The organism is Pseudomonas vranovensis DSM 16006, from assembly GCF_000425805.1.
Classification (GTDB): domain Bacteria; phylum Pseudomonadota; class Gammaproteobacteria; order Pseudomonadales; family Pseudomonadaceae; genus Aquipseudomonas; species Aquipseudomonas vranovensis.
In genome coordinates, this window is sequence record NZ_AUED01000002.1 from 213,549 (window position 1) to 230,059 (window position 16,511).

The following is a 16,511-nucleotide window of genomic DNA, read 5'->3' on the forward strand; positions in this document are numbered from 1 at the left end:
TATGCCCGTTTTAGCCTGGTCCACCATCGATACCGTACTGCTGGACATGGACGGCACCCTGCTGGACCTGCACTTCGACAATCACTTCTGGCTCGAGCATCTGCCCCAGCGCTACGCCGACCTGCACGGCATCAGCCGGGCCATGGCCGAGCTTGAAATGCAGCCGCTGTTCGAGCAGCACGCGGGCTCACTGAACTGGTACTGCCTGGATTTCTGGAGCCGCGAGCTGAACCTTTCGGTGCGCGACCTGAAGCTGGAAACCGCTCATCTGATCGCCCTGCGCCCGGACGCCGACACCTTTTTGCAGGCAATCAAACAGGCCGGCAAGCGGGTGATCCTGATCACCAACGCGCACCGTGATTCGCTGTCGCTGAAATTGGAGAGGGTGGAGCTTGCGCCCTACTTCGAGCGCCTGATCAGTTCCCATGATTACGGGTACCCCAAGGAAAACCCGCAGTTCTGGGACGCCTTGCAAGCCGATATCGGCTTTGAACCGGGCCGCAGCCTGTTTGTCGACGACACCTTGTCGATCTTGCGCAGTGCCCGCGACTTCGGCGTGGCGCACCTGCTTGCGGTGCGCCAGCCAGACAGCCGCAAAGGGCCGCGTGATACCGAGGAGTTCGCCGCCGTGGAGGACTACCGGACGCTGCTCGAAGGGCTTTGAGGCTTACTCGGGAATGCGCAGGCTCTGGCCCGGGTAGATCTTGTCCGGGTGCTTGAGCATCGGTTTGTTGGCTTCGAAGATCTTGTTGTACAGGTTGGCGTTGCCATACACAGCCAGGGAAATGGCGCTGAGGGTGTCACCTTTCTTGACCACCACAAAGCGCGCTGCCGCCATGACCGGGCCAGTCACAGTGATCTGGTCGTCGACTTCAGCGACACCGGCAATGTTGCCCAGCGCCAGGAGGATCTTTTCTTTTTCTTCCTGGCTGGCCACCTCGCCTGTGACCGTTACCTTGTCGCCCTCGACCGAGGCCTTGATGTTGGGGTTACCGAGGCCAACCGCTTCCACGTGCTTTTGCAATTGCTCACTGGCATTGGCATTACCCGGTGTCAGCAGGTCGATGATTTTCTCACCGGCCTCTTTGATGAAACTGAAAATGCTCATACCGCTCTCCTTGGTGATGAATCTCGGAGCCTGCAGTCTAGGACAGGTTAGAATGCTTCGCCTGCTTTGCGCCGTGGACCGACGATGGACATCAAACAGCTCAAATTCCTCATCGCTCTTGATGAAACCCGACACTTCGGCCAGGCCGCCGCCCGTTGCCACGTGACCCAACCGACCCTGTCGATGCGTCTGCGCAACCTGGAACAGGAACTGGACCTGGCGCTGGTCAACCGCGGCCAGCGCTTTGAAGGCTTTACCGCCCAGGGCGAGCGCGTGCTGGCCTGGGCCCGCTCGGTGATGGCGGCCTACGACGGCCTGCACGCCGAAGCCGCGGCCTGTCGCGGGCACCTGGTCGGTAACCTGCGCCTTGGCGTGGTGCCGTTGTCGAGCTTCGATCCGCTGCCGTTGCTGCAACGCCTGCACGAACGTCATCCGGAGCTGAACTTCGAGCTCAGCGCCCTGAGTTCCGAACAGATCCTGGAGCAGCTCACCAGCAACCGCCTGGACCTGGGTGTGTCGTACCTGGAGCGCCTGGACAACGAACGCTTCCTGTCCCTGCCCCTTGGCGAGACACGCATGGGCCTGCTGTATGACCCAGATCACTTTCGGTTCGACGATCAACCCTTAGGCTGGCAAGCACTGACCGAACTGCCGCTGGGCCTGCTGACTGCCGGCATGCACTTTCGCCAGTCGATCGACCACAACTTCACCAGCCGGGGCCTGGAACCACGGCTGTTGCTGCAGACCGACGCCGTCCATCAGTTGGTGCAGTCGGTAAATGGCGGCCTGTGCTGCGCGATCATGCCGCTGGCAGCGGGCCTTGAAGTGCTGACCGAACGGTTGCGCCTGCAACCGATCGAACAGGCCAGCACCCTCGCGCCACTGGGCCTGATCATGCGCCGCACGGCACCGCGCTCGGCACTGGCCGAAGCCTGCCTGGCCGAATTCCAGGCACTGCACAGCGGTGCATGATCGACGCCATCTATCAAGGCATCAGCATTAGCGATTAGACGATACCCGAGCGCAAGCCTAGGCTTAAACCAGACCTGCCGCCGGTATCTCCAATGAGCACAAAACCTCCGGCCTGCGCCGCGTCCGCCCCTCTGACTGCGCCCGCGGCCAGCAACCGCTACGACTATACCCACCTGACCGATGACAGCCAGGCCAGCACCGCGCTGGCCGAAGAAGTCGCCCTGGCCATTGCCTACAACGGTATCAACCAGGCGGTGATGCTGGTCAGCCCGACCGACCTCGAAGACTTCATCGTCGGCTTCAGCATCGGCAGCGGCATCATTGCCTCGCCCCACGACATTTATGACGTGAAGCTCAGCGGCCGGGGGGCGGCCATCAGCGCAGAGGTAGAAATCGCCAGTCGCGCGTTCTGGAACCTGAAGAGCCAGCGCCGCCAATTGGCCGGTACCAGTGGCTGCGGCCTGTGTGGGGTCGAAGCCCTGGAGCAGGCCTTGCCAGACTTGAACGTATTGCCCGGGGCGCCCCTGCCCCCGGCACACTGGCTCGACGGCCTGCGTCAGCGCATCGACGCCTTCACGCCCCTTGGCCAGCACTGCGGTGCCGTGCATGCAGCGCTGTTCATGAATGATCGCGGCGAGTTGCTGATGGGTCGCGAAGACATCGGCCGGCACAACGCCCTGGACAAGCTGATCGGTGCCCTGCTGCGCCAGCACATCAGCCTGGATGGCGGCCTTGCCATCGTCACCAGCCGTTGCAGCCTGGAGCTGATCCAGAAAGTCCTGCGCGCCGGCATCCAGACCCTGGTGAGCCTTTCATCGCCCACCGGCCTTGCCCTGCAATGGGCCCGCCGGCACAACCTCAACCTGATCCACCTGCCTAAACACAGCGCGCCACGGGTGTTCAGCCCCGTGCGGGAGAACCGATCTTGAGCCTGCACCACCAAGCCGACCAGAAGCCTGTGCCTCGCTACAAACCCTACAACGGCGCCGCCGGCGGCTGGGGTGCGCTGCGCAGCGTGGCCCAGGCGTGGATGGGCAGCGACAATGCGCTGAAAAACATTCGCGCCCTGCTCAAGACCAACCAGAACGGCGGCTTCGACTGCCCGGGCTGCGCCTGGGGCGACTCCCCGGAAAGCGGCATGGTCAAGTTTTGCGAGAACGGCGCCAAGGCGGTGAACTGGGAAGCCACCAAACGCCGTGTCGATGCGGCATTCTTCGCCCGCCACAGTGTGACCTCGCTGCTGGGCCAGAGCGACTATTGGCTCGAATACCAGGGGCGATTGACCGAGCCGATGGTCTATGACGCCGACACCGACCGCTATCGACCCATCGACTGGGACGGCGCCTTCACCCTGATCGCCAAACACTTGCACAACCTTGCCAGCCCCGACCAGGCCGAGTTCTACACCTCCGGGCGCGCCAGCAACGAGGCGGCGTACCTGTACCAGTTATTCGTCCGCGCCTATGGCACCAACAATTTCCCCGACTGTTCGAACATGTGCCACGAAGCCAGCGGCGTCGCCCTGGGCCAGAGTGTCGGCGTTGGCAAAGGCACCGTGACATTCGATGACTTCGAACACGCCGAGGCCATTTTCGTCTGGGGCCAGAACCCCGGCACCAACCACCCCCGGATGCTCGAACCGCTGCGCGAAGCGGTCAAGCGTGGCGCTCAGGTTGTGTGCATCAACCCGCTCAAGGAACGTGGCCTGGAGCGTTTCCAGCACCCCCAGCATCCACTGGAGATGCTCACCAACGGCGACCGCCCGACCAACACAGCGTACTTCCGCCCGGCCCTGGGCGGCGACATGGCTGTGCTGCGCGGCATGGCCAAGTTCATGTTGCAGTGGGAGCGCGAAGCCCAGGCCAGCAATGCGCCGGCGGTCTTTGATCACGACTTCCTCGACCAGCACACTCAAGGCGTAGCCGAATACCTGACAGCCGTTGATGCGACACCGTGGGATCAGATCGAAAGCCAGTCGGGCCTCGGCCTCGCCGAGATCGAGCAGGCCGCACGCATGTACTGCAACGCCAGCAAAGTCATCATGTGCTGGGCCATGGGCATTACCCAGCACCGGCATTCGGTGGCGACCATCCAGGAAATCGCCAACCTGATGCTGCTGCGCGGCAACCTTGGGGCACCCGGTGCCGGCCTGTGCCCGGTACGGGGCCACAGCAACGTCCAGGGCGACCGGACCATGGGCATCAACGAACGCCCGCCAGTGGCCCTGCTCGATGCACTGGAACGCCGCTTCGACTTCAAGGTGCCACGCCACAACGGCCACAACACCGTGGAAGCCATCGCCGCCATGCTCGCAGGCCAGGCCAAGGTATTCATCGGGCTGGGCGGCAACTTCGCCCAGGCCACCCCCGACACCGAGCGCACGGCCCAGGCCCTGCGCAGCTGTGAGCTGACCGTACAGATCAGCACCAAGCTCAACCGCAGTCACCTGGTTCACGGCAAACAGGCGTTGATCCTGCCGTGCCTGGGCCGCACCGACATCGACCAGCAAAGCGAAGGTCCGCAGGCGGTCACGGTGGAAGACTCGTTCAGCATGGTCCATGCCTCCAACGGCCAACTGCAGCCGCTTTCACGGAAGATGCGCTCGGAGCCTGCGGTGATCGCCGGTATCGCTGCCGCCACCCTCGGCGCAACACCGGTGGACTGGCACTGGCTGGTGGCCGACTACGGTCGTATCCGCGACCTGATCAGCGACACCATTCCCGGCTTCGACAATTTCAACCAGCGCCTGGAGCATCCGGGAGGCTTCTACCTGGGCAACAGCGCCGGCCAGCGGCACTGGAAGACTGCCAGCGGGCTGGCCAACTTCAAGGCCAACGGCCTGCCTGATGATTTGCTCCACGAACGGGTACGCGCTACCGGCCAGGTACCGGACCTGATCATGCAGTCGATGCGCTCCCACGATCAGTACAACACCACCATCTATGGCCTGGATGATCGCTACCGCGGGGTCAAGGGCCAGCGCAATGTGCTGTTCGCCAACGAAGCCGACATCATTCGCCTGGGCTTTCACCCGGGGCAGAAGGCCGATATCGTTTCGTTGTGGAGCGATGGCCGCGAGCGTCGAGTCAAAGGCTTCACCCTGCTGGCGTTTGATATCCCGGCGGGACAGGCAGCGGCGTATTATCCGGAGGTCAATCCGCTGGTGCCGCTGGAGAGCGTCGGCGATGGCAGCCATACGCCGACCTCGAAATTCGTCGCGATCAAACTCGAAGCAGCCAGCGACAACGCCCGCATCCTCTGACAGACTGGCTGTACCCCAGACACAAAAAAGGCCCTGGCAGCGATGCCGGGGCCTTGTCTCAAGTAAGCTCAGACAGCCAAAAATCAATAAAGTTTCATAGTTAAAACAGTAACTTAGAGAATTGTGTACAACTCGTGTTACTCGTCGGATTTCCGTTGCCAGCCCCCCTCGCCAGCCTCAGGATCGCCTCGTCATCCCTATGAGGCTCTCTTGATGAAGTACTCCTCGATTCTGTTGTTGTCTCTCGGCCTGCTCAGTGGCGTTGCCTCGGCAGGTGGCACCACCGAAGCCGGTATTGGCGGCGCATTGGGTGGGGTACTGGGTTCGGTGGTCGGTCAGTCGATCGGCGGCAGCACCGGCTCGGCGATCGGTGCGGGTCTGGGCGGCGCGGCAGGCAGTGCCGTCGGCGCCGACAAACGCAGCCGTGGTGAAGCAGCCATCGGTGGCGCCCTGGGCGCAGCCGGCGGCAACGTGGTGGGTCGCAGCGTAGGCGGCACCAGCGGAAGCTATATCGGTGCAGCCGCAGGTGGTGGTGCCGGTGGCGCCCTGGGTAACTACATGGGCCGCAAGAGCGACGAAGAAGATGATCGTCGCTACCGCAACCGTGGCTACGACGACCGTCGTCACTACCACGACCGTGGCCACCATTACGGCCACCGCAAGCACAAGAAGCACTGGCGCCACCGCTAAGGGCGCCTTCAGCTGAATGTGCGGCTTAGCCCTGAATACGTACCAGCGCTGCCTGAAGCCCCTCAGGTAGCGCTACAGGGCGTCCCGAGGCGCGCTCGACGAACACCTGCACCACCTTCCCCGCTGCACATGCCTGCACCTCTCCTACCTTGAACAGTGCCAACTGATACTCCACCGAACTGCCGGCAAGGCGCGCGACGCGCAGGCCCACTTCGAGAGTGTCGGGAAACGCCGGCAACGCGAAGAAATCCGCTGCCGAACTGACCACGAAGCCCATCACCTCACCTTCCTGAAGATCCAGGCCGGCTTGCTGCTGCAGGAACCCCTGGATCGTCGTATCGAAATAGGCATGCACCGTGGCACCGGCGATAAAACCGTTGAGGTCACTGTCTTGCCAGCGCGTGAGGATCGGCTGCAGGTGGGGGTAGTCGTGGCGTTGGGGGGATTCGGACATGGCGGCTCCTTGTCATTGAAATCACTGTAGGCGTGGCGGTGCGACGTCTCGACTTGCCCCGCGATAGCGATGTACCTGAGGCACCGAAACGTCGCACCGCCGCGCCTGCACAGCAAAAAGCCGCCCCTGGGGGCGGCTTTTTCGTTTCACGCGGGCTTTAGCTTACAGCTGTGGGCCAGCAGCCTTGATGGCGTCGGAAACGTCGAACTTCTTGAAGTTCTCGATGAACAGGTTGGCCAGGCCCTTGGCTGCTTCATCGTAGGCGGCCTGGTCAGCCCAGGTGTTGCGTGGGTTGAGCAGGACCGTTTCAACACCGGCAACGGCTTTTGGCACGTCCAGGTTGATGATGTCCAGGTGCTCGGTCTCGGCACCGACCAGAGCGCCGCTCTGGATGGCTGCGATCACCGCACGGGTGGTCGGGATGTTGAAGCGCTTGCCGACGCCGTAGCCACCGCCGGTCCAGCCGGTGTTGACCAGGTAGACCTTGGAGCCGAAACCACGGATACGCTTGATCAGCAGTTCAGCGTACTCGCCAGCCGGACGCGGGAAGAACGGTGCGCCGAAACAGGTGGAGAAGGTCGACTTGATGCCGCTGCCCGAACCCATTTCGGTGGAACCGACCAGTGCGGTGTAACCCGACAGGAAGTGGTAGGCCGCTTGCTCTTCGCTGAGGATCGACACGGGCGGCAGAACGCCGGTCAGGTCGCAGGTCAGGAAGATCACAGCGTTAGGCTCACCGCCGAGGTTCTTCTCGGAACGCTTCTCGACGTGCTCCAGCGGGTAGGCGGCACGGCTGTTCTGGGTCAGGCTGCCATCGGCGTAGTCAGCTTTCTTGTCACCGTCGAGAACGACGTTTTCAAGAACGGCACCGTGCTTGATAGCTTTCCAGATGACCGGCTCGTTCTTCTCGGACAGGTCAATGCACTTGGCATAGCAACCGCCTTCGATGTTGAACACCACGCCTTCGCCCCAACCGTGCTCGTCGTCACCGATCAGGTAACGGCTTTCATCGGCCGACAGGGTGGTTTTACCGGTGCCCGACAGACCGAAGAACAGGGTCACGTCGCCTTCTTCGCCGATGTTGGCAGCGCAGTGCATTGGCAGCACGTCGGCCGCTGGCAGCAGGAAGTTCTGCACCGAGAACATGGCTTTCTTCATTTCACCGGCGTAACGCATGCCAGCGATCAGTACTTTCTTCTGGGCGAAGTTGATGATCACGCAACCGTCGGAGTTGGTGCCGTCACGCTCAGGCACGCACTCGAAGTTGGCAACGTTCAGTACTTGCCACTCATCACGGCCAGCAGGGTTGTACTGCTGCGGGTTGATGAACAGGCAACGACCGAACAGGTTCTGCCAGGCAGTCTGGGTAGTCATCTTCACCGGCAGGTAGTGCTCGGTGGCCGCTCCTACGTGAACGTGGGAAACGAAATGCTCTTGGGCGTTGTTGAACGCCTCGACGCGGTCCCACAGGGCATCGAACTTGTCGGCCGGGAACTTGCGGTTGATCGGGCCCCAGGCGATGGCGTCCTGCGTGGACGGCTCTTCAACGATGAAACGGTCAACCGGCGAACGACCGGTACGGTGACCGGTTTTCACGACCAGGGCGCCAGTATCGGCCAGCTCGCCTTCACCGCGGTTCAGCGCTTCTTTTACCAGCTCATCGACGCTCAGGTCGGTGTAGACGGTGTTGTTGGCTTGCGTCATGAGATTCCCCATCCGGCCTGCGGCCGAGTGCTCCAAACGTTTTGTAGTAGAGCTTTGAAAACTACTACAGCGAAAAAAGTGGCCGGATTATGCCAGAAACGCCCAAAAAAAGTAGGGCCCTCCTGTCAGAACACCCGGTTTACGGCGTTCGACAGGAGATTTTCCTGTGATGAAACGTTTTAGTGCCGAGTATCTGAGGGCGTGTCTACGCCACCACCGGCGAACAATTGTTCGATATCCGCCGCGTCGAACTTGTAGCTCTGATTGCAGAACTGGCAATCGACTTCAACGCTGCCGCCATGCTCGGCCGCCAGCTGTTTGGCGTCTTCCAGACCCAGGCTCACCAGGGCGTTGCCGGAGCGCTCACGCGAGCAGCTGCAATGGAAGCGCAGTGATTGGATATCGAACAGGCGCACGGCTTCTTCGTGGTAGAGGCGGTGAAGGACCGTCTCGTTGTTCAGGCCCAGCAGCTCTTCGGCAGTCAGGGTGCTGGCCAGGGCCGTCACATGCTGCCAGCTGACGGCACGCTCTTCTTCGTCTTTCTCGCGGTCGGCGGGCAGTTGCTGCAGCAACAGGCCACGGGCGTGCTTGCCATCGGCGTTCAACCAGAACTTGGTGTTCACCTGCTGGGACATGACGAAGTAGTTGGTGAAGCACTCCGACAGCGTTTCGCCGTCCAGGTCGACAATGCCCTGATAGCGCTGGCCCTGGGTCGGGTCGACGGTCATGGCCAGAACTCCGCTTGGCATCAGGTCCGCCAGGGTCGCGCCGTCGCGGATGTCTTCGGCGTTGTAGCGGGCCAAGCCGCGAATATCGCGCTCGCTGGAGCACTCGATCATCAGCAGCGGCACCGGCCCCTCGGAACGGGCTTGCAGAATCAGCAGGCCATCGAACTTGAGTGTGCCGACCAGCAGCGCAGCCGCCGCCATGAACTCGCCCAGCAATTGCTGGACCGGCAGCGGATAGTCGTGCTTGGCCAGGACTTCGGCGTAGCTGTGCTCCAGTGCAACGAGCTCACCGCGCACGTCGCGCTCGTCGAAGATGAAGCGTTGGGTGTAATCGGTATCAGACATGAATGCTGGCTTTCTGAAGAGAAGGATGGGCGTATTTTATGGGCAATTGCCCCCTGTTCCAAGCAAGGACACCGTTTGCCCTACCCCGGTTGCCGGCGCGCGACGAATGGTGCCATTACTGGCTGTCGTGAAACTGGTGAAACTGGCGTCGCTGCTTCTTGGTCGGACGGCCGTCGGTACTCACCCCCAGGGCCCCGGCCTTGCGCTGCGCGGCAGCCTCTTCACGCTTGGCGATACTCTGCGGGGTCTCTTCGTAGAGTGCCTGGGCCTCGGGCGCCCCCCGGCGGACGATGGACAACGCCCTGACCACCACCGTGCGCTCATCGAAGCCGGTACGCAGTACGAACTCGTCGCCCACGCGCGGCTCCTTGCCTGGCTTGCAACGCTCCCCGCGACAGTGCACCTTGCCACTCTCGATGGCCGTCTTGGCCAGCGCGCGGGTCTTGTAGAAACGCGCTGCCCATAACCACTTGTCCAGACGGATCTTGTCGTCCTCTTCCGGCTTTTGTGCCATGACATTTCTCCATTGATTTTCCTTAACGGAACTGTACTACCGTAACTGGCGGATGCAAAAAAACCGGCACGTGCTTACAGTTCACCGAACTGTCGCACACGCCGGTTCCGGCCTGACGATTTCCTACGCTGGTTGAACATTTTGAAGACATTTGATCATTTGACTGTGATTGGCCTGCGCGAGTGGGTAGCCTTGCCCGACCTCGGTGTGGCAGGCCTGCGCGCCAAGATCGACACTGGGGCCAGTACCTCGAGCCTGCACGCCACCGAAGTCGAACCCTTCGAGCGCAATGGCGAGCGATGGGTGCGCTTCAACGCTCACCTGGGCTCGGTCGTGCAGTTGCGTCACCGTCGCTGCGAAGCACCACTGGTAACCATGAAAACCATCAAGAGCTCCAACGGCCATGCCCAGATCCGCTACGTGATCCGCACGGCCCTGGCGCTGGGTGACCGGGTCTGGGAGGTCGAGTTCACCCTGGCCTGCCGCAAGGCCATGCGCTACCGCTTGCTGCTGGGTTCCAAAGCCCTGATCCATGGCCAGCTGGTGGTCAATCCGGGCCTCAAATACGTTCAGGACAAGCCGGCATTCCCGGCCACTATTTCCCCCTCCACAGGTGTTGCATGAAGATCGCCGTGCTGTCGCGAAACCCGCGTCTGTATTCCACTCGTCGCCTGGTAGAAGCCGGTACCGAACGAGGCCATGAGATGGTTGTGATCGATACCCTGCGCGCCTACATGAACATCGCCAGCCACAAGCCGCAGATCCACTACCGCGGCAAGCCGCTGGAAGGGTTCGACGCGGTGATCCCGCGTATTGGTGCGTCGGTGACGTTCTATGGCTGCGCCGTACTGCGCCAGTTCGAAATGATGGGTGTATTCCCGCTGAACGAGTCGGTGGCCATCGCCCGCTCGCGCGACAAGTTGCGCTCGCTGCAGCTGCTTTCGCGTCGCGGCATCGGCCTGCCGGTGACAGGCTTCGCCCACTCGCCAGACGACATCCCCGACCTGATCCAGATGGTCAATGGCGCGCCCCTGGTGATCAAGGTGCTCGAAGGCACACAGGGCATCGGTGTGGTGCTGTGCGAAACCACCAAGGCCGCCGAATCGGTGATCGAGGCGTTCATGGGCCTGAAGCAGAACATCATGGTCCAGGAATACATCAAGGAAGCCGGTGGCGCCGATATTCGCTGCTTTGTGGTCGGCGACAAGGTCATTGCCTCGATGAAGCGCCAGGCCAAGCCCGGCGAGTTCCGCTCCAACCTGCATCGCGGCGGCAGCGCCAGCCTGATCAAGATCACCCCGGAAGAGCGCATGACCGCCATTCGCGCAGCGAAGGTCATGGGTTTGAGCGTGGCGGGGGTGGATATCCTGCGCTCCAATCACGGCCCCTTGGTGATGGAGGTGAACTCTTCGCCTGGCCTTGAAGGCATCGAGGTCACTACCAACAAGGACGTTGCCGGGATGATCATCGAACACCTGGAAAAGAACGGCGGGCCAAACCTGACCCGCACAAAGGGCAAAGGCTAGACCGCGTCGCGCGGCAGCAGCAGGCCCAGTGGCAAGCGCACCCGGGCTTCAAGGCCGCCACCGGAACGATTGCGCAATTCGACATTGCCGCCATGCTGGGCGGCAATGCGCTTGACGATCGCCAACCCCAGCCCCGTGCCCTTGCCGCTGCGAGCACGGTCACCGCGAATGAACGGGTTGAAGATGCCTTCCAGCTCGTTCGGGTCGATGCCCGCCCCCCTGTCCAGCACACTCAGCACCACGTAGGGCGCACTGCTGTCGCCCGACACGTAGGCTGCCACCTCGACCCCCTTGCCAGCGTGATACAACGCGTTGCCGATCAGGTTGTTCAGCAGGCGCTTGAGTGACACCCGACGCAGCGGAAAGGGTGGAATCGGCTCAAGGCACAGCCGTACCCGTTCTTCAGGTTGATTGAACGGTGCTACCACCTCGCGCACCAGGTCACTCAGGTCGACCTGCTCCACCGGTTCGTCTCGTCCGTCGCGGATGAAGGCGAGGAACTGATCGAGGATGGCGTCCATGTCTTCGATATCGCGCACCATGTCGTCGGTCAGGTCGCTCTCGTTGGCCAGCAGCGACAACGACAGGCGCAGACGGGTCAGCGGTGTGCGCAGGTCATGGGAAACCCCCGCCAGCATCAGCTCCCGTTCGCGTCCGGCTTGCTCGACATCTTCAGCCATCTGGTTGAAGGCGCGGTAAACCTCGGTCATCTCACTCGGGGTGTCACTGATCGGCAACCTGACACTCCGCCCCTGCCCCAGTTGCCGGGCAGCGAACACCAGGCGCTTGAGAGGCTGGTTGAGCTGGCGCACGAAGATCCAGGCCGAAGCCGTGGACAACAAACCAATGGCCAGGAACCAGCCCAGCACGCTCCAGATCTTCTGGCCGCGCAGCGGGTGGGGGTACAACGGAACCTTCAGCCAGCCATCGCCCAGGCTTGGCGCCCTGACCCACAGCGCCGGTGGCGCATGGATGCGCAGGCGCACTTCAGTGTCGGCACCCAATTCGGCCTGCATCTGGCGCTGATAGATCTCGCTGTACGGCCAGTGCTGCTCACCCTCGGGCACGCCAGAGCCGACCACCCGGATCAAGCCGGCCGCTTCGGCGATCTTGTCCCGGTCAGACTCGTCGGCCGCCCAATAGGCGCGCAAGGTCAAGGCAACGCCGTGGCTGTACTGTCGATCGACCAGCACATCCTCGTTCATCAGCAGGTAGACCAGGGTCAGGGCCTTGGAAAACAGCACGACGATAAGCACCAGCCAGAGGGTGCGGGCGAAGAAGCTTTGCGGGAACCAGAGGGGCGTTTTCATCGACAGCAGCTACACACTTTGCGGAAACGAGCAGGGCTCGCAGGCTTTGCAGGCTTCAGCACACACAAAAACAGGGCAACCCAAAGGACTACCCTGTTCGTCATGACTGATGCCTACAAACGAAACATCACTTGCTGGCATTACCATCCGGCACAAAGACGTAACCGACACCCCATACCGTCTGAATATAGCGCGGCTTCGACGGATCGGGCTCGATCATGCGGCGCAGACGGGAAATCTGTACGTCGATGGAGCGTTCGAGCGCGTCCCATTCGCGACCACGGGCCAGGTTCATCAGCTTGTCGCGGGTCAGCGGCTCGCGGGCATGCATCACCAGTGCCTTGAGCACGGCGAACTCACCCGTGGTGAGCATGTGTACTTCTTCGCCACGCTTGAGTTCGCGAGTGGCCAGCGACAGCTCGTAGTCGCCAAAGGTAACGGTTTCGTCTTCGCTGCCCGGTGCCCCCGGCACGGTCGGTGCCTGGCGGCGCAATACGGCCTTGACCCGTGCCATCAGCTCGTCGGGGTTGAACGGTTTGGCCAGGTAGTCGTCGGCGCCCAGCTCCAGGCCCTTGATGCGGCTCAGTTCGTCGCCCTTGGCGGTAAGCATGATGATCGGGATCTGGTTGTTCGCGGCGCGCAAGCGGCGACAGGCAGTCAGGCCATCTTCGCCTGGCAACATAAGGTCGAGCACCACCAGGTTGAAGACCTCGCGGGCCAGCAGGCGGTCCATCTGTTCGGTGTTGGGTACTGCACGAGCGCGGTAGCCCTTGCTGGTGAAGAAACGCTCCAGCAGGCTGCTCAAGCCCGGGTCGTCGTCGACGATGAGGATTTTTTCGCCTTCAGCGGTTTGTGCAGTGCTGCTCATGGGTAGCTCCTTTAATCTCGGCACGCATTATGGCTTAGCCGCCATTGGCCGTGCCGTGTGCATTGTTAGCAGATTTTTCCCCTTGTGCCAGTTTTGCCCGGCCTGCATCTGGCTCCCTGCCATCACCGCAACCCCGACGCACTGGGTATAATGCGCCGCTTTCGGACTGCGCCGCATTGACTTTCAGCGCCTTCAGGCGCCCGCCCGCGGCCTTTGTATTCACAATATGTCAGGTGGTTTTATGGACAGCATCAACAGCCGCATCGCCGAGGAACTCGGTGTCCGCCCGCAACAGGTCGAAGCGGCCGTGGCCCTGCTTGATGAAGGCTCGACAGTGCCTTTTATCGCCCGTTACCGTAAAGAAGTGACTGGCAGCCTGGACGACACCCAACTGCGCCATCTGGAAGAACGCCTGCGTTACCTGCGCGAACTGGACGATCGCCGCGCCAGCATCCTGGCCAGCATCGAAGAGCAAGGCAAGCTGACCCCGGAACTGGCCCGCGAAATCAAGCTGGCCGACACCAAGACCCGCCTCGAAGACCTCTACCTGCCCTACAAGCAAAAGCGTCGCACCAAGGGCCAGATTGCCCTGGAAGCCGGCCTGGGCGAGCTGGCCGACGGACTGTTGAACGACCCGCAACTGAGCCCTGAAGTCGAAGCCGCCCGCTTCGTCGATGCCGACAAAGGCGTGGCCGACGTCAAGGCGGCCCTCGAAGGTGCCAAGTACATCCTCATGGAACGTTTCGCCGAAGACGCCAGCCTGCTCGACAAGCTGCGCAGCTTCCTCAAGCAGGAAGCGGTACTCAGCGCCCGCCTGGTCGCCGGCAAAGAGGAAGAAGGCGCCAAGTTCCGCGACTACTTCGAGCATGACGAACTGCTCAAGAGCGTACCGTCGCACCGCGCCCTGGCGATTTTCCGTGGCCGCAACGAAGGCGTGCTGGCCGCTTCGCTGAAAGTCGGCGAAGAGCTGCCAGGCACCCTGCACCCATGCGAGATGATGATCGCCGAGCGTTTCGGCCTGCAGAACCAGAACCGTCCTGCCGACAAATGGCTGGCCGAAGTGGTGCGCTGGACCTGGAAGGTCAAACTCTACAGCCACCTGGAAACCGACCTGTTCGGCGAGCTGCGCGATAACGCCGAAGGCGAGGCAATCAACGTCTTCGCCCACAATCTGCACGACCTGCTGCTGGCTGCCCCGGCCGGCCCACGCGCCACCCTGGGCCTTGATCCGGGCCTGCGGACCGGCTGCAAGGTCGCGGTCGTGGATGCCACCGGCAAGCTGCTCGACACTGCCACCGTGTACCCGCACGTACCGAAAAACCAGTGGGACCAGACCATCGCCGTGCTCGCCGCCCTGTGCGCCAAGCACTCGGTGGAGCTGATCGCCATCGGCAACGGTACCGCCAGCCGCGAAACCGACAAGCTGGCAGCCGAGCTGATCAAGAAATACCCGGCCCTGAAGATGACCAAGATCATGGTCTCCGAAGCCGGTGCATCGGTGTATTCGGCCTCGGAACTGGCGGCCCGTGAGTTCCCGGACCTGGACGTATCGATCCGTGGTGCGGTGTCCATCGCCCGTCGCCTGCAGGACCCGCTGGCAGAGCTGGTGAAGATCGACCCGAAGTCCATCGGCGTCGGCCAGTACCAGCATGATGTCTCCCAGCTCAAGCTGGCCCGCGGCCTGGATGCCGTGGTCGAGGACTGCGTGAACGCCGTCGGCGTTGATGTCAACACCGCCTCGGTCGCGCTGCTGGCCCGCATCTCCGGCCTCAACAGCACCCTGGCACAGAACATCGTCGCCCATCGTGATGCCAACGGCGCCTTCAAGACCCGCGCAGCGCTGAAGAAAGTCAGCCGCCTGGGCGAAAAAACCTTCGAGCAGGCCGCAGGCTTCCTGCGCGTGATGAACGGCGACAACCCGCTGGATGCCTCGGCTGTACACCCTGAGGCCTACCCGCTGGTGCAACGCATTGCCGCCGAAACCGACCGCGACATCCGCTCGCTGATTGGCGACAGCGGTTTCCTCAAGCGCCTGGACCCAAAGAAATTCACCGACGAAATCTTCGGCCTGCCGACCGTCACCGACATCCTCCAGGAACTGGACAAGCCCGGACGCGACCCTCGCCCCGAGTTCAAGACCGCCGAGTTCCAGGAAGGCGTCGAAGACCTCAAGGACCTGCAACTGGGGATGATCCTCGAAGGCGTGGTCACCAACGTCACCAACTTCGGCGCCTTCGTCGACATTGGTGTACACCAGGATGGCCTGGTCCACATCTCGGCGCTGTCGGAGAAGTTCATCAAGGACCCGCGTGAGGCGGTCAAGGCTGGCGACGTGGTCAAGGTCAAGGTCATGGAAATCGACATCCCGCGCAAGCGCGTCGGTTTGTCGATGCGCATGAGCGACACCCCGGGCGAGAAAGTCGATGGCGCCCGTGGCAGCCGTCCAGGTTCGGCACCGCGCCAGCAGAGCGCCCCGGCCCGCGCCAAGGAAACCCCGGTACCGGCCAACAACGCCATGGCGGCGCTGTTTGCCAACGCCAAGCAGTTGAAGAAGAAATGATGGAACTGCCGCAAGAGGTCACCCTCAGCGCCTTCAGCCAACTGCTCGGCTGCCACCTGCAACGCCTGGAACCAGGCGTTGCGCAAATGACCCTGGCGCTGGAGCCGCACCTGCGCAACCGAGGCGGCAAGTTGCATGGCGGGGCGATCTTCAGCCTGGTCGATACAGCCATGGGCCTGGCCTGTTCAAGCGCCCACGGCTTCGATCAGCAGAGCGTCACCCTGGAATGCAAGATCAACTACCTGCGCTCCGTCGGCGACGGCGAAGTGCTGTGCATCGCCCGGGTGCTGCATGCCGGGCGTCGCACCCTGGTGGTCGACGCCGATGTACTTCAGGGCGACAAGCTGGTGGCAAAAGCGCAAGGGACATTCGTCGTCCTCTAGCCGCAAACAGCCAAACTGCGATACTTTCGGCAGAGCGCAGGCGCTGCCGGAAGCCAGCCAATACCAGGCGACAACGCCAGTTCCTCT

General features: G+C 62.3%; 16 protein-coding genes. 9 read left to right on the forward strand and 7 right to left on the reverse strand.

Features of this window, described 5'->3' with window-relative positions:
- Position 1: 1 nt before the first annotated feature.
- On the forward strand, positions 2–664 hold the full coding sequence (gene yrfG / locus H621_RS0104950; protein ID WP_028942298.1) for a GMP/IMP nucleotidase: 663 nt from the start codon (positions 2–4) through the stop codon (positions 662–664).
- Between the two features lie 3 nt (positions 665–667).
- Here yrfG and lysM read toward each other — a convergent pair whose 3' ends face one another.
- Positions 668–1,108: a peptidoglycan-binding protein LysM gene (gene lysM / locus H621_RS0104955; protein WP_028942299.1), complete on the reverse strand. Its 441-nt coding sequence runs from the start codon at positions 1,106–1,108 to the stop codon at positions 668–670.
- An 84-nt stretch (positions 1,109–1,192) separates the two neighbouring features.
- On the opposite strand from lysM, the gene H621_RS0104960 reads away from it, so the two are divergent.
- From H621_RS0104960 to H621_RS0104975, 4 genes are all read left to right on the forward strand, one after another.
- Positions 1,193–2,080 (forward strand): LysR family transcriptional regulator, encoded by an 888-nt coding sequence (locus tag H621_RS0104960; RefSeq protein WP_028942300.1) that lies wholly within the window; start codon positions 1,193–1,195, stop codon positions 2,078–2,080.
- Between the two features lie 92 nt (positions 2,081–2,172).
- Positions 2,173–3,009 (forward strand): formate dehydrogenase accessory sulfurtransferase FdhD, encoded by an 837-nt coding sequence (gene fdhD, locus H621_RS0104965; RefSeq protein ID WP_028942301.1) that lies wholly within the window; start codon positions 2,173–2,175, stop codon positions 3,007–3,009.
- The gene (locus tag H621_RS0104970; protein ID WP_028942302.1) at positions 3,006–5,342 is read left to right on the forward strand and encodes an FdhF/YdeP family oxidoreductase; all 2,337 of its coding nucleotides are present in this window, start codon (positions 3,006–3,008) and stop codon (positions 5,340–5,342) included. Before fdhD ends, H621_RS0104970 begins: the two co-directional genes overlap by 4 nt.
- Before the next feature lie 213 nt (positions 5,343–5,555).
- Complete coding sequence (locus H621_RS0104975) at positions 5,556–6,032, forward strand: glycine zipper domain-containing protein (RefSeq protein WP_036989495.1); 477 nt, start codon at positions 5,556–5,558, stop codon at positions 6,030–6,032.
- Positions 6,033–6,057: 25 nt separating this feature from the next.
- Here H621_RS0104975 and H621_RS0104980 read toward each other — a convergent pair whose 3' ends face one another.
- From H621_RS0104980 to H621_RS0104995, 4 genes are all read right to left on the reverse strand, one after another.
- Positions 6,058–6,486 (reverse strand): acyl-CoA thioesterase, encoded by a 429-nt coding sequence (locus tag H621_RS0104980; protein ID WP_028942304.1) that lies wholly within the window; start codon positions 6,484–6,486, stop codon positions 6,058–6,060.
- A 162-nt stretch (positions 6,487–6,648) separates the two neighbouring features.
- Positions 6,649–8,190, reverse strand: coding sequence for a phosphoenolpyruvate carboxykinase (locus tag H621_RS0104985; RefSeq protein WP_028942305.1), 1,542 nt, complete (start codon positions 8,188–8,190; stop codon positions 6,649–6,651).
- Positions 8,191–8,369: 179 nt separating this feature from the next.
- A complete protein-coding gene (gene hslO / locus H621_RS0104990) occupies positions 8,370–9,263 on the reverse strand; it encodes an Hsp33 family molecular chaperone HslO (RefSeq protein ID WP_036989497.1) in 894 nt (297 codons plus the stop codon).
- 115 nt (positions 9,264–9,378) lie between these two features.
- Positions 9,379–9,777, reverse strand: a complete 399-nt coding sequence (locus H621_RS0104995) for an RNA-binding S4 domain-containing protein (RefSeq protein WP_028942307.1) — start codon at positions 9,775–9,777, stop codon at positions 9,379–9,381.
- A 141-nt stretch (positions 9,778–9,918) separates the two neighbouring features.
- Between H621_RS0104995 and rimB the strand changes: the two genes are divergently transcribed.
- Positions 9,919–10,401 (forward strand): retropepsin-like aspartic endopeptidase RimB, encoded by a 483-nt coding sequence (gene rimB, locus H621_RS0105000; protein ID WP_028942308.1) that lies wholly within the window; start codon positions 9,919–9,921, stop codon positions 10,399–10,401.
- On the forward strand, positions 10,398–11,303 hold the full coding sequence (gene rimK, locus H621_RS0105005) for a 30S ribosomal protein S6--L-glutamate ligase (RefSeq protein WP_028942309.1): 906 nt from the start codon (positions 10,398–10,400) through the stop codon (positions 11,301–11,303). The genes rimB and rimK overlap by 4 nt, the downstream gene beginning before the upstream one ends.
- Here rimK and H621_RS0105010 read toward each other — a convergent pair.
- Both H621_RS0105010 and ompR read right to left on the reverse strand, forming a co-directional pair.
- Entirely contained in the window at positions 11,300–12,613 is a 1,314-nt protein-coding gene (locus tag H621_RS0105010) for an ATP-binding protein (RefSeq protein WP_028942310.1), read from the reverse strand. The two genes, rimK and H621_RS0105010, sit on opposite strands and share 4 nt — an antisense overlap.
- A 127-nt stretch (positions 12,614–12,740) precedes the next feature.
- Entirely contained in the window at positions 12,741–13,481 is a 741-nt protein-coding gene (ompR, locus tag H621_RS0105015) for an osmolarity response regulator transcription factor OmpR (RefSeq protein ID WP_028942311.1), read from the reverse strand.
- A 241-nt stretch (positions 13,482–13,722) separates the two neighbouring features.
- Between ompR and H621_RS0105020 the strand changes: the two genes are divergently transcribed.
- Both H621_RS0105020 and H621_RS0105025 read left to right on the forward strand, forming a co-directional pair.
- Positions 13,723–16,041, forward strand: a complete 2,319-nt coding sequence (locus H621_RS0105020; RefSeq protein WP_028942312.1) for a Tex family protein — start codon at positions 13,723–13,725, stop codon at positions 16,039–16,041.
- A complete protein-coding gene (locus H621_RS0105025; protein ID WP_028942313.1) occupies positions 16,041–16,424 on the forward strand; it encodes a PaaI family thioesterase in 384 nt (127 codons plus the stop codon). Before H621_RS0105020 ends, H621_RS0105025 begins: the two co-directional genes overlap by 1 nt.
- The last annotated feature ends 87 nt before the right edge of the window (positions 16,425–16,511 follow it).